Source organism: Streptomyces sp. NPDC030799 (assembly GCF_055572255.1).
In genome coordinates, this window is the sequence record NZ_JBVIDS010000012.1 from 127,479 (window position 1) to 140,740 (window position 13,262).

The following is a 13,262-nucleotide window of genomic DNA, read 5'->3' on the forward strand; positions in this document are numbered from 1 at the left end:
GGGTGCCCCTCAGTACGACTTGGGCAGGCCCAGGGTCTGGTGGGAGACGTAGTTGAGAATCATCTCCCGGCTCACCGGAGCAATACGAGCCACGCGCGCGGCCGTTATCAATGAGGCGAGCCCGAATTCCCGCGTGAGCCCGTTGCCGCCGAGGGTGTGCACGGCCTGGTCGACGGCCTTCACGCAGGCCTCCCCGGCCGCGTACTTGGCCATGTTGGCCGCCTCGCCCGCGCCGAGGTCGTCGCCGGTGTCGTAGAGGTGGGCCGCCTTCTGCATCATCAGCCGGGCCAGTTCCAGGTCGATGTGCGCCTGCGCCAGGGGGTGGGCGATGGCCTGGTGGGCGCCGATGGGCGTCTTCCAGACGGTGCGGTCGCGGGCGTACTCGACGGCTTCGGCGAGCGCGTACCGGCCCATGCCGATCGCGAAGGCGGCCGTCATGATGCGCTCGGGGTTCAGCCCGGCGAACAGCTGCAGCAGGCCGGCGTCCTGGTCGCCGACGAGCGCGTCCGCCGGGAGCCGTACGTCGTCCAGGATCAGCTCGAACTGCTTCTCCGCGGCGCCGAGTTCCATGTCGATCGGGCGTTTCTGGAAGCCCTCGGTGTCCGTCGGGACGATGAACAGGCAGGGTTTGAGGTGTCCGGTGCGGGCGTCTTCGGTGCGGCCGACGATGAGGACGGCGTCTGCCATGTCGACACCGGAGATGAAGACCTTGCGGCCGGTGAGCAGCCAGTCGGTGCCGTCGCGGCGGGCCGTGGTGGTGATGCGGTGGCTGTTGGAGCCGGCGTCGGGTTCGGTGATGCCGAAGGCCATGAGGCGGGTGCCGTCGGCCAGTCCGGGGAGCCACGTGCGCTTTTGTTCCTCTGTGCCGAAGCGGGCGATCACTGTGCCGCAGATGGCCGGCGAGACCACCAGCATGAGCAGGGGTGAGCCAGCGGCGCCCAGCTCTTCGAGGACGATGGAGAGTTCGGTTATGCCGCCGCCTCCGCCGCCGTACGCCTCCGGCAGGTTGACGCCGAGGTAGCCGAGCTTTCCGGCGTCGGCCCAGAGTTCGGTCAGGGGCTTTCCCGCGGCGACGGTCTGGACGAGGTAGTCACGGCCGTAGCGTTTGCCGAGGGCGGCCACCGCCGCGCGGAGGGCTTGGTGCTCTTCGGTTTCGATGACGGGAGACATGGGGCTCCTAAGAAGAGGTTTCCTGCACCACGGCGAGCAACATTCCTGGTTCCACCTGCTGGCCGGTCTTGGCGTGCAGGGCGGTCAGCGTTCCTGTGACCGGCGTCGAGATCTGGTGCTGCATCTTCATCGCCTCCAGCCAGAAGAGGCCTTGACCGGCCTGAACCGTTGCCCCTTCCGTCAGGCCCTCGGCGATGCGTACGACCGTGCCCGGCATGGGGGCCAGGAGGGAGCCCGGGGCGAGCTGGGCGGCGGGGTCGGGGAAGCGGGGCAGGGCGGTCAGGCGGGTGGAGTCGACGTACACCTCGTCGCCGTAGGCGGACACCTGGAACCGGCGCCGCACACCGTCGGCTTCGAGGACGACCAGGTCGTCCGCGGTGTGCACGACCCGCACCCCGTCCGCGGCCGGCCCCTGCCTGGTGTGCCGGTAACGGACCTCGTGCTCCTGCCCCGCCATCGCGTACCGCTTGACCTGCGGCTGTGAGGGCACGTTGCGCCAGCCGCCGAAGCGGGAGCGGCCGTGGGCGTCGGCGAGGGCGGCGGCCAGCGGGGCGTACGGGTCGGGGGCGGGCTCGGTGAGTCCGGCGAGGTGGCGGTCGTAGAAGCCGGTGTCCATGCGGCCGCTCGTGAACTCCCGGTGGCGCAGCGAGCGCACCAGCAGGTCCCGGTTGGTGACCGGGCCGTGGATCACCGCGCGCTCCAGTGCGCCCACGAGTCTGCGGATCGCCTCCGCGCGCGTGGGGGCGTGTGCGACGGCCTTCGCGAGCATGGGGTCGTAGTGGACGCCGATGTCGTCTCCGTCGCCGTAGCCGGTGTCGAGGCGGACGCCGGGGACCGTCAGGCGGTGCAGGGTGCCGGTCTGCGGGGCCCAGCCGTTCGCCGGGTCCTCGGCGTAGAGGCGGGCCTCGACGGCATGGCCACGCGCGCGTGGCGGGTCGGCTGCGAGGGGGTGGCCCTCCGCGATGCGGATCTGTTCGGCGACCAGGTCGAGACCGAACACCGCTTCCGTGACGGGGTGTTCGACCTGGAGGCGGGTGTTCATCTCCAGGAAGTGGGCCTTGCCGTCGGCCACCAGGAACTCCACCGTGCCCGCGCCGACGTACGCGACGGCGCGGGCGGCGCGTACGGCCAGCGTGCGCAGCTCGTCCTCCAGCTCCGCCGAGAGCCCGGTCGCCGGCGCCTCCTCGATCACCTTCTGGTGGCGTCGCTGCAGGGAGCAGTCGCGGGTGCCCAGCGCCCACACCGTGCCGTGCGCGTCGGCGAGCACCTGCACCTCGACGTGCCGGCCGTTCTCGACGTACGGCTCGACGAACACCTCGCCGTCACCGAAGGCGCTCGCGGCCTCGGCGCGCGCGCCCTCCAGTGCGGCGTCCAGCTCCTCCAGGCGGCGCACGACGCGCATCCCGCGCCCCCCGCCGCCGGCGGCCGCCTTCACCAGTACCGGCAGATCCGACTCGCCCACCTCGGTCAGGGGCGCGAGCCCCATCAGCTTCTTCGCGCGGGTCTTGGACGCCATCGCCTCGATCGCCTCCGGGGGCGGGCCGATCCAGGTCAGACCGGCGTCGAGGACGGCGCGGGCGAAATCGGGGTTCTCGGAGAGGAAGCCGTAGCCGGGGTGCACGGCGTCCGCGCCGGCGGCCAGGGCCGCCTTCACGACCAGGTCGCCGCGCAGATACGTCTCGGCGGGCGCCTCGCCCGGCAGCCGTACCGCCGTGTCGGCCACGCGCGTGTGGAGCGCGTTCTCGTCGGCGTCGGAGTGCACGGCGACCGTCCGGATGCCCCGCTCTCGGCAGGTGCGGAAGATCCGGCAGGCGATCTCGCCCCGGTTGGCGACGAGCAGAGTGGCAATCACGTGGTCCCTCACATCCGGAAGACGCCGAAGCCGCCGCGCGCGCCCTCGTAGGGGGCGGTGTGGACGGCGGACAGGCACAGGCCGAGGACGGTGCGGGTGTCGCGCGGGTCGATGACGCCGTCGTCGTACAGCCGCCCGGACAGGAACATCGGCAGCGACTCGGACTCGATCTGCTGCTCCACCATGGCGCGCAGGGCGGCGTCCGCGTCCTCGTCGTACGGTCGCCCCTTCGCCGCCGCCGACTGCCGGGCGACGATCGACAGCACACCGGCGAGCTGCTGCGGGCCCATGACGGCGGACTTGGCGCTGGGCCAGGCGAACAGGAAACGGGGGTCGTAGGCGCGTCCGCACATGCCGTAGTGCCCGGCGCCGTACGACGCCCCCATGAGCACGGACAGGTGCGGGACCCTGCTGTTGCTGACCGCGTTGATCATCATCGCGCCGTGCTTGACGATCCCGCCCTGCTCGTACTCCTTGCCGACCATGTAGCCGGTGGTGTTGTGCAGGAAGAGCAGCGGGATGTCGCGCTGGTTGGCGAGCTGGATGAACTGGGCGGCCTTCTGGGACTCCGCGCTGAACAGGACGCCCTGCGCGTTGGCGAGGATTCCGACCGGGTAGCCGTGCAGGGCCGCCCAGCCGGTCACCAGACTGGTCCCGTACAGCGGCTTGAACTCGTCGAAGTCGGAGGCGTCGACGATCCGGGCGATGACCTCGCGCGGATCGAAGGGGATCTTGAGGTCGCCGGGGACGATGCCGAGGAGTTCTTCCGGGTCGTACTTGGGCGGCTCGGCGGGGCCGGGGTCCGGATACGCCTTGCGGTGGTTGAGGCGGGCGACCACGCGCCGCGCCTGCCGCAGGGCGTCCGGCTCGTCGGCGGCGAAGTAGTCGGCGAGGCCGGACACGCGCGCGTGCATCTCCGCGCCGCCCAGGGACTCGTCGTCGCTCTCCTCGCCGGTGGCCATCTTCACCAAGGGAGGGCCGCCGAGGAAGACCTTCGCCCGCTCCTTGACCATGATCACGTGGTCGGACATGCCGGGGATGTAGGCGCCCCCGGCGGTGGAGTTTCCGAAGACGACCGCGATCGTCGGAATCCCGGCCGCCGACAGCCGGGTGAGGTCGCGGAAGATCGCGCCGCCGGGGATGAAGATCTCCTTCTGCGACGGCAGGTCCGCACCGCCCGACTCCACCAGGCTGATGCAGGGCAGCCGGTTGGCGAGGGCGATGTCGTTGGCGCGCAGGGCCTTCTTCAGGCTCCACGGGTTGCTCGCGCCACCGCGTACGGTCGGGTCGTTGGCGGTGATCAGGCACTCCACGCCCTCGACCACGCCGATGCCGGTGACGAGCGAGGCACCCACGGTGTAGTCGCTTCCCCAGGCGGCGAGCGGGGACAGCTCCAGGAAGGGGGTGTCGGGGTCGAGCAGCAGCTCGATGCGTTCGCGGGCCGGCAGCTTGCCGCGCTCGCGGTGCCTTTGCACATACTTCTCGCCGCCGCCCGCGAGCGCCTTGGCGTGCTCGGCGTCGAGTTCGGCGAGCTTGGCGAGCATGGCCTCGCGATTGGCCCGGTGGTCGTGGCTGCCCGGGTCCAGGGCCGAGGTCAGGGTGGTCACAGCAGGGCCTCCGGGATGTCCAGGTGGCGGGAGCGCAGCCATTCGCCGAGCGCCTTGGCCTGGGGGTCGAAGCGGTGCCGGGCGGCGACGCCCGCGCCGAGGATGCCCTCGACGACGAAGTTGACGGCGCGCAGACGGGGCAGCACATGCCGGGTGACGGGCAGGCCCCGGCTCTCGGGGATCAGCTGCCGGAACCTTTCGGCGGTCAGCTCGTGCGCGAGCCACCGCCAGGCGTCCTCGCTACGGGCCCACACGCCGACGTTGGCGTTGCCGCCCTTGTCCCCGCTGCGGGCGCCGGCGACCAGCCCGAGCGGCGCACGCCGGGCCGGACCGGCCGGCAGCGGCTCGGGCAGGGGCGGAGGGGGTACGTCGTCCAGGGCCCGCGTCTCCTGGGGCGGTGGCACGGGGATACGGCGGCCGTCATGGAGGACGGCCCTGTGGTCGACGGCGCCATGGGGGACGTACACATCCTCGAAGACCCCATAAGGGTCGCCCTTTCCGGGTGGGGACAGCACATGGAAGCCCGGGTAGCTGGCGAGCGCCAGCTCCACGGCGGCCCCGCTCAGCGCCCGCCCGACGACCCGTTCGTCCGCGTCCCGTACGACGAGCCGCAGCAGGGCGCTCGCGGTCTCCTCGGTGTCGGCGTCGGCCCGGTCGGTGCGGACCAGTTCCCAGCGGAGCTCGTCCGGGGACGCCTTGGCGAGCGCGTCGGTGAGCTGCTCGCGCACCAGGTCCGCCTTGGCCTCGATGTCGAGTCCGGTGAGGACGAAGACGACCTCGTTGCGGAAGCCGCCGAGCCGGTTGAGGCCGACCTTGAGCGTCGGCGGCGGCGCCTCCCCGCGCACGCCCTCGATCCGCACCCGGTCCGGGCCGTCCTGGCTCAGCCGTACGGTGTCCAGCCGGGCGGTGACATCGGGCCCGGCGTACCGGCCGCCCCCGGTCTCGTACAGCAGCTGGGCGGTGACCGTGCCGACGTCGACCAGGCCTCCGGTGCCGGGGTGCTTGGTGACCACACTGCTGCCGTCGGCGTGGATCTCGGCGAGCGGGAAGCCGGGCCGCCGCATGTCGGCCTCCCGGAAGAACGCGTAGTTCCCGCCGGTGGCCTGCGTCCCGCACTCCAGCACGTGCCCGGCGACGACGGCGCCCGCGAGCCGGTCGTACGCGCCGGGCCGCCAGCCGAAGTGGGCGGCGGCGGGCCCGGTGACGAGGGCCGCGTCGGTCACGCGCCCGGTGACGACGATGTCCGCGCCGGCCCGCAGGCACTCGGCGATGCCGAAGCCGCCGAGGTAGGCGTGGGCGGCGAGGGCGCCGGGGTGACGGGCGGTGAGGTCGTCGCCCTCGACGTGCGCGACGGCGGCCGGGATGCCGAGCCGGCCGGCCAGCTCCCGCACCGCGTCGGCGAGTCCGGCCGGGTTGAGTCCGCCGGCGTTGGTGACGATCCGGACGCCGCGTTCCCGGGCGAGGCCGAGACAGTCCTCCAGCTGGCGCAGGAAGGTGCGGGCGTACCCGGCGGAGGGGTCCTTCAGCCGGTCGCGGGCGAGGATCAGCATGGTGAGTTCGGCGAGGTAGTCGCCGGTGAGGACGTCCACCTCGCCGCCGGTGAGCATCTCGCGCAGGGCGCCTGCGCGATCGCCGTAGAAGCCGGAGAAGTTGCCGATGCGCAGCACCGTCACGCCGGTGCCCCCTTCGGCGGGCGGCCGGTACCGGGCGGGCCCGCGAAGGCCTGCGCGATGTCCAGCCAGCGGTCGGCGTCCGGGCCGACGGCGGTCAGGGAAAGGTCGGCGCGATGGGCACGCTGGGTGACGAGGAGGCAGAAGTCGAGTGCGGGACCGGTGACGCGTTGCGGGGCGTCTTCGGGGCCGTGTGCCCACACCTCGCCGGAGGGCGCCGTGAGTTCCACGCGGAACTCGTCGGTGGGTGGAGTGAGCCCGTGGACGGTGTGGGCGAAGTCGCGTGTGCGCACCCCGAGTCGGACCACATGCCTGAGCCGATCGGTGGGTGGGCGGACCACACCCAGCGCATCGGCGATGTCCAGTCCATGGGCCCAGGTCTCCATAAGACGGGCCGTGGCCATAGAGGCGGCCGACATGGGCGGGCCGTACCAGGGGAATCGGGCCCCGGGTGGGGCGGCACGCAGCGCCCGGTCGAGCGCGTCACGGCCCGCCCGCCACTGCGCCAGCAGCTCGGCGGGCGGCAGCCGGGCGCCGTCCTCCGCGCCCTGGTCCACGAACGAGCCGGGGGCGGTGAGCGCCTTCTCGACCAGCGTCTGGAAGGCGTCCGGGTCGGTGACGGCCAGCAGCGCCGAGCGGTCGGTCCAGGCCAGGTGGGCGATCTGGTGGGCGAGGGTCCAGCCGGGCGCGGGAGTGGGGAGCGCCCACTGTTCGGGGCTCGACTCGGCAATGAGCCGGTCGAGTACCTCGCTCTCCGCGCGCAGGTCGTCGATGACGGGCGTGGGGTCGGCCATGGGGGGAGCATGGCAGCGACCCCAGAAACAATCAAGCACGCTTGCATGAAAATAAGGGGCCGGGCGCTAGGGGTTGAAGAGACCGTCCCCCTGGTTCCTGGTGCCCGGGCGGCCGGTCTCCACGAAGCGGCAGGCCGCGAAGTGCACGTCGCCCATGTCCTCGTGGAGGATGTCGCTCAGCAGGACGTCGCCGTCGAACACGATCGAGTGTCCGGCGAGCCGTTGGTCGGTGAGTGTGGCCACGTGGATGACGGTGGCCCCCGGGGTTCCCGGGTCGAGTTCGACGTCGTAGCCACCGGCGACGGGCGTGGCCACCACCGGATTGCCCCTGATGGTGAGCCCGGCGGGATAGGAGATCCGGTAGTTGGACACGCTCCGGCCGCCCACCACCGTGCGTGCGGCGCCGGCCCGTTGGCCCTGCTCCACGCTGCCGCCCTGGTTGTTGCCCTGCTCCACGTCTCCGCCGAGATCGTCCGGGACGGTCTGCCCGTGCACCGTGTAGAAGTGCACCCTCGTCCCCCTGGGCACCCGGAAGTAGCCGTCCACCCTCTCCCAGCCGCCGTGACCGCTCAGGACGAGGCCGTCCGCGCGGGCCGGGGCGGTGTTGTCGGCGAACCAGTCGTCGTTCGGGTCCTGGTGGGTGATCGCGGGGCGGTTTCCCGACTCGACCACGCGCTGGACCGCGGGCTGGGCGGGCGACGGCTCCCCGGGGGCGGGCGGCGCGGCGCGCTGCACGGGCGGACCGGCGGACATGGCCCGGCGCGCGTTGGCCTCCGCCTCGCGTTCGAACCGGTCGGAGGGGTCGGAGACCTTGAGTCCGGCGCCGTTGTCGGTGCCTGCGACCGGGCCGGTGCGCTGCTGGATGACGTGGGTCAGCTCATGGGCGAGCGTGTGCTTGTCGCCGCCACCGGCGCCGATGACCACATGGCTGCCCGAGGTGTAGGCGCGGGCCCCGATCTCGGCGGCGGAGGCTCTCGCCGCGGCTCCGCTGTGGATGCGTACGTCGGAGAAGTCGGCGCCGAGGCGGGCCTCCATGTCGGTGCGGGTGGCGTTGTCGAGCGGCTGCCCCGGCCCGCGCAGGACGTCGTGCACCGCGGACCGCTGCACGGCGGATCGGTCCCCGGCCTCACCGTGCTCGTGGCCGGCGGCCCGCTGCTCCCCGTCCTCCTCGGCGTGGTGCCCCGCCGCGCGGAGCCTCTGCACCACGGCCGCGTTGCCGATGGTGCCCTGCAGACCCATGAGCGGGGAGAGCACGGGCTCTTCGGAGGCCCGGCCTCCCTTCGCCCGCCGCCGTTCGCGCTTGGGCTCCCTGGATGTGTCCTTTGCTCGCACAGACCTACTCCCCACGCAGGATTCGACGTGACCTGACTACCGGCCGCACCACCGTGGGCGCCAGGTCCGCAGGGGCAGAGTCCACTGCGCGCGAGGGCAGCGTGCGCAGCCGTTCAGGCGGGCGGCATCGGCCGGTGACGCCGGAGACTCGGCGTCGAACGGGCCCGGAAGGACTGCGGGTTGGCGAAGTGGGTGGGGATGAGGGAAAGCTGTTCCCCTTGTCGTGCAGGAACGCACGGACGGCTGAGCATGGTGACGCGCCCGGCCGAAACCGTGGGCGCGGGCGTGGGGTTGTGGTCGGCAGGGCGATCGGGAAGAGGGATCCTGCCCCTGTTCCCGACCGCCCTGGGGGTGGGTGGATGGATGGGTGGACTTCTTGCATGTGCAGTTGTGCGGTTGTGCGGTTGTGCGGTTGGCGGGCAGGAACTACCGCCGTGTGTCCGTCAGTTGCAGAAGTTGAGCAGGTCGAGGAGGCCGTTGCCGCACTGGAAGTGCTCTCCGTCTCCGCCGCCGCCGCCGTGGCCGTAGGCTGGGGCGGCCTTCGTGGCGACGTGCGTGGCGGGCGTCGCGGCCACGGCGGATGTGGCAGTTGCCACCCCCGCCGCACAGGCGATGCCCACGGCGGCACTGACCGCGAAGACTCGCGGAATCCGGGAAACGGCCTTCTTGAGCTGAGGTGTAGTGTTCATGAACTCACCATGCACACCCTCGCAACCCGTTGCCCGTCGAGCGCATCCGAGCGGGTGAGCGGCCCCGGGCACGGATCACAATCCGCTTCCGGGGACACCCCGGACCCGGTCGACCGCGATACGCAAAAAACCTGGTCAGCGGCGTTGTTGAGGCTTTCGTCGGGCACGTCTGCCGGCTCGCCTGCACCCGAAGGCGTGAACTGAACTCGCCGTGGGGCAAGTGGGGTTGCCGCACGCAGTGCGGGTCATGCGGGCATACGGCGACGATCAGTCGGCCGCGCCCCGGCGAGAGCAACGGCGCGCTGGAGTTCACGGAACCGCGCGGGCCGCCCGCGGTGTCCTCCGGAGTTCACCCGGCGCCGAACACCGTCCGCGTGCGCGCCGTATCCCTCCTTCCGCCAGCAGGCCGGTCGGCTCCGCTCGCGGGTCTTCGCCTTGCAGGGTTACGGCGAAGGTGAAGAACGTGCAGTGCCCACCTGGGTGCGGACCGCGCCGATGCTTGCTGCGATGACCAGGGCGATGGCGCCTGCCTCCGGCAGGGACAGGGACTGGCCGAGGATGAGGAAGCCGGCTGTTGCCGCGAGCGCCGGTTCGAGGCTCATCAGGATCGCGAAGGTGGAGGCGTGCAGGCGGCGCAGGGCCAGGAGTTCGAGGGTGTAGGGGAGGACCGAGGAGAGCAGGGCCACTGCGGAGCCGAGGGCGACGGTGGTGGGGTTCAGGAGGCGGGTGCCGGCCGAGGCCAGGCCGATCGGGAGGAAGAGGAGGGCAGCGATCGCCATGGCCAGGGCCAGGCCGTCCGCCTGGGGGAAGCGGCGGCCCGTACGGGCGCTGAAGAGGATGTAGAGGGCCCACATGGCGCCGGCGCCCAGGGCGAATGCGACACCTATGGGGTCGAGATTGCCGAAGCCTCCGCCGCCCAGCAGGAAGACGCCGAGCAGCGCCAGTCCCGCCCACAGCGCGTTGATCGCGCGGCGGGAGGCCAGGACCGAGAGGGCCAGGGGGCCCAGGACCTCCAGGGTGACCGCCGGACCCAGCGGAATGCGGGCCACCGCCTCGTAGAAGAGGCCGTTCATCGCGCCCATGGTGATACCGAACGCGGTCACCGTGCCCCAGTCGTTGCGCGAGTGGCCGCGCAGCCGGGGGCGGCAGACCAGGAGGAGGACGACGGCCGCCGCGAGAAGGCGGAGGGTGACGACACCGAGTGCGCCGGCCCGCGGCATCAGCGTCACTGCGAGGGCGCCGCCGAACTGGACGGAGATGCCGCCGGACAGGACCAGTCCGACCGGGCCGAGCGAGCCGAAGCGGCGCGGTCCCGGGACAGGGGTGACCGGGGTCTGCGTGGTGGTGCTGGAGGTGGCGGTCACGGGCGGTCCTGGTGCTTGATCGAGTTCGTTCATCGCGATGTACTACCAGGTCCAGGGTAATGGACTTCGACAGGAGCGTAAACCCTTTACGGCACTGTCCCGGATGGTGGAACTCCGGCGCGGTCAGATCCCCGGCCCGACCTGCTCGTCACGGAAGAGGGGGCGGCCGTCGGCGAGGTACGAGGGAACGCTTCCGTACGGCTCTTGGGCGGGCGGGGCCCAGGGGCCTGCGGGTGCGTGGGTCCCATGGCCGGGTGCCGGGGGGTGCGGCTGCGGGTGCCGGTGCGGGTCCGGGTGCGGCTGCGAGTGCGGGTCCGGCTGCGGCTGCGGCTGGACGTCCTCCCACAGCGGCATGCGCAGCTCGCCGGTGTCCATCGTCGCGTTGTTCTGCGAGCGGTGCAGCCGTGCGTAGGCCCCGCCGCGGGCGAGGAGTTCGTCATGGCGGCCGATCTCCACGATCCGGCCCCGGTCGACGACGAGGATGCGGTCGGCGTCGGGGGCGAGGTTGAGATCGTGAGTGATCATGATCGTCGTACGGCCGGCCATCAGGCGGCGCAGGGGTTTGACGACGCGGCGGGCGGCCATCGCGTCCAGGCCGGTGGTCGGCTCGTCCAGGACCAGGACGGGGGAGTCGCGCAGGATGGCGCGGGCGATGGCCAGGCGCTGGAGCTGACCGCCGGACAGGCGGGCCGAGTGGGGGTCCACCTGCGTGTCGTAACCTTCGGGCAACCGCACGATGAAGTCATGGGCGTCCGCCGCCTTCGCCGCCTCCTCGATGGCCTGGTCGCTGGCACCGGGCCGGCCGCAGGCTATGTTGGCGCGCACTGTGTCGTGCAGCACCAGGGTCTCCTGGGGCAGCAGTGTGACGTACTCACGCAGGCGGGCCAGCGGGAAGTCGCGCAGGGGTACGCCGTCCAGAAGGATGTCTCCGCCGTCCGGGTCGTAGAAGCGGAGCAGGAGCTTGGACACCGTGGACTTGCCCGCGCCGCTCGGGCCGGTGACGATCACCAGCTCGCCGGGGTCGACCGCGAAGGTCAGGCCCTTGAGGGCGGTCTCCTCGGCGCCCGGGTAGCGGAAGGTCACGTCCCGGACCTCGACGGTTCCGTCCGGGCGGCCCGCACCGGAGGGGCGCCGCGGGTCGGTGACCGAGGGCCGGACGTCCAGGATCTCGATGAGCCGCTCGGCGCCCGCCGTGGCGGCGGTGACGGTGAGGCCCAGCTGGGCGAGGCCGCGTACCGGCGGATAGAGGTAGCCGAGGAAGGCGGCGAAGGCGAGGAGTTGGCCGAGGGTCATCCGGTCCGTGGAGATCTCCCAGGCGCCGATGCCGGTCACGGCGAGCACGCAGACCGTCTCGATGACCTGGACGAGCTGTTCATAGGCCTCGTTCAGGCGGGTGGAGCGGACCGAGGCGCGGAACCAGGCGCTCGCCTCCTCGTGCAGCCGGCGGCGCTCGGCGTCCCGGCGGTCGTAGGCCTGGGTGAGCACGATGGTGCCGAGGGACTCCTCCACCACGGAGGTGATCGCGCCGTCGGCGACCCGGCCCTCGCGGGAGACATCCTTGATGGAACCGGTGAAGCGGCGGGCGGCCAGCCAGAACAGGGGCGCGAGGACGAAGGTGGCGGCGGCCAGGTCCCAGCGCAGCCAGAACGCGGCGACCGCGTAGAAGAGGGCGGAGAAGGCCGCCGAGGCGGCACCGACCAGACCGGACACGACCATCGTCTCGATCGCCTCGACGTCGCTGGTCAGCCGGGAGAGCAGATCGCCCTGGCGGTGGCGTTGGAAGAAGTGCGGGGGCAGTTGCTGGACGTGGTCGAAGACGTGCTCGCGCAGCCGCATCACGAACCGCTCGGTCGCCCAGGCGGCGAGGGAGTTACCGGTGTACGCGACGAGCGCGCCGAGCACCGCGATGCCCAGCCACTTCGTCGCCGGGCTCCAGAACGCGGCCAGTGAGCCCTTCTGCAGGGCGTGGTCGGTGAGGTCGCTGAACAGCAGGATGGCCTCGGTCTCGGCGAGCGCGGCCAGCACCGTGCACAGCCACACGAGCAGCAGCCATTTCCTGAGCCCTTTTGTCAGCGGCCAGAAACGACGGAACGCCGTGCGGGCGGAAATTCCGGGGGTCTCGTACTCGAACTCGTCACCCTCATCACTCCCGCCCGTCATTGAATTCCCCCGCCAGTCATTTGATTCTCCTCTCGAATCAGCTTCCGCGAATCAGCTTCCCTGAATCACCTTCCGAGAAGTAAGAGAAAGGGGGCCGACGGTGCACCATCGGCCCCCTTCAGCTCAGTGCCGGATCAGTGGCCCTGGCCGGGCAGCGGCTTCGGCGCGTGCTTCTTCTTGGGCTTCGGCGGAGGCGGCGGGGGCAGCTGCTTCTTCGGCTTCGGGGGCAGTGGGGCGAGCTTCTTGAGGCTCATTCCGACTCCTAATGTCGTGCTGTTCGTGGGTGGTGCCGAATTCCGCGTCCGGAACCCGACAGCAATGAACTTACACGTCACCCGGCGGCTCGAACGGCAAAAATTGCAAAGGGGCGCTGTGAATACCTGGGGAAAAGCTGAGAGACGCCATCCGAACCTGAGAATTCTCTGATGAAGCTGAGAGCAGCCTTGGTCGTCCGCCCCTGTGCGGGGACGCGCGGGTCCGCTTCGGGCCCGCCGGGGACCTGGCGAGCCGCGGGGACGTGTGGCGGGCAGCCGGGCGAGGGATGTGTCCTTCCTCGTGGACCGGTTGACGTCCCCTCACCCGGCGTGGCGCTACACCCGGATGATCGACCCCCGGCACCGGTGC

Annotated in this window: 9 protein-coding genes; all 9 read right to left on the minus strand. The window is 71.7% G+C overall.

Translation table 11 applies throughout. The features are described from left to right. Window positions 1-9: 9 nt before the first annotated feature. On the minus strand, window positions 10-1,170 hold the full coding sequence (locus ACZ41I_RS28480; protein WP_468515417.1) for an acyl-CoA dehydrogenase family protein: 1,161 nt from the start codon (window positions 1,168-1,170) through the stop codon (window positions 10-12). Window positions 1,171-1,177: 7 nt separating this feature from the next. Next, window positions 1,178-3,022: an acetyl/propionyl/methylcrotonyl-CoA carboxylase subunit alpha gene (locus tag ACZ41I_RS28485; RefSeq protein ID WP_468515418.1), complete on the minus strand. Its 1,845-nt coding sequence runs from the start codon at window positions 3,020-3,022 to the stop codon at window positions 1,178-1,180. A gap of 8 nt (window positions 3,023-3,030) precedes the next feature. Beyond that, window positions 3,031-4,629 (minus strand): acyl-CoA carboxylase subunit beta, encoded by a 1,599-nt coding sequence (locus ACZ41I_RS28490; protein ID WP_363213807.1) that lies wholly within the window; start codon window positions 4,627-4,629, stop codon window positions 3,031-3,033. Beyond that, on the minus strand, window positions 4,626-6,302 hold the full coding sequence (locus ACZ41I_RS28495) for an acyclic terpene utilization AtuA family protein (RefSeq protein ID WP_468515419.1): 1,677 nt from the start codon (window positions 6,300-6,302) through the stop codon (window positions 4,626-4,628). The genes ACZ41I_RS28490 and ACZ41I_RS28495 overlap by 4 nt, the downstream gene beginning before the upstream one ends. Next, window positions 6,299-7,093, minus strand: coding sequence for a TIGR03084 family metal-binding protein (locus ACZ41I_RS28500; protein ID WP_468515420.1), 795 nt, complete (start codon window positions 7,091-7,093; stop codon window positions 6,299-6,301). Before ACZ41I_RS28500 ends, ACZ41I_RS28495 begins: the two co-directional genes overlap by 4 nt. A 66-nt stretch (window positions 7,094-7,159) precedes the next feature. Beyond that, window positions 7,160-8,332: an eCIS core domain-containing protein gene (locus tag ACZ41I_RS28505; RefSeq protein ID WP_468515486.1), complete on the minus strand. Its 1,173-nt coding sequence runs from the start codon at window positions 8,330-8,332 to the stop codon at window positions 7,160-7,162. A 536-nt stretch (window positions 8,333-8,868) separates the two neighbouring features. Then, complete coding sequence (locus ACZ41I_RS28510) at window positions 8,869-9,114, minus strand: hypothetical protein (RefSeq protein WP_363213804.1); 246 nt, start codon at window positions 9,112-9,114, stop codon at window positions 8,869-8,871. A 443-nt stretch (window positions 9,115-9,557) separates the two neighbouring features. Then, window positions 9,558-10,478: an EamA family transporter gene (locus ACZ41I_RS28515; RefSeq protein WP_468515421.1), complete on the minus strand. Its 921-nt coding sequence runs from the start codon at window positions 10,476-10,478 to the stop codon at window positions 9,558-9,560. 123 nt (window positions 10,479-10,601) lie between these two features. Further along, window positions 10,602-12,638 (minus strand): ABC transporter ATP-binding protein, encoded by a 2,037-nt coding sequence (locus ACZ41I_RS28520; protein ID WP_468320484.1) that lies wholly within the window; start codon window positions 12,636-12,638, stop codon window positions 10,602-10,604. Between the last annotated feature and the right edge of the window lie 624 nt (window positions 12,639-13,262).

Excerpts from the sequence above, each read along its gene's own strand:
- ACZ41I_RS28480 (WP_468515417.1), bottom strand. The coding sequence starts at position 1,170 with ATGTCTCCCGTCATCGAAACCGAAGAGCACCAAGCCCTCCGCGCGGCG.
- ACZ41I_RS28500 (WP_468515420.1), bottom strand. The coding sequence starts at position 7,093 with ATGGCCGACCCCACGCCCGTCATCGACGACCTGCGCGCGGAGAGCGAG.
- ACZ41I_RS28505 (WP_468515486.1), bottom strand. The coding sequence starts at position 8,332 with ATGGGTCTGCAGGGCACCATCGGCAACGCGGCCGTGGTGCAGAGGCTC.
- ACZ41I_RS28510 (WP_363213804.1), bottom strand. The coding sequence starts at position 9,114 with ATGAACACTACACCTCAGCTCAAGAAGGCCGTTTCCCGGATTCCGCGA.
- ACZ41I_RS28520 (WP_468320484.1), bottom strand. The coding sequence starts at position 12,638 with ATGACGGGCGGGAGTGATGAGGGTGACGAGTTCGAGTACGAGACCCCC.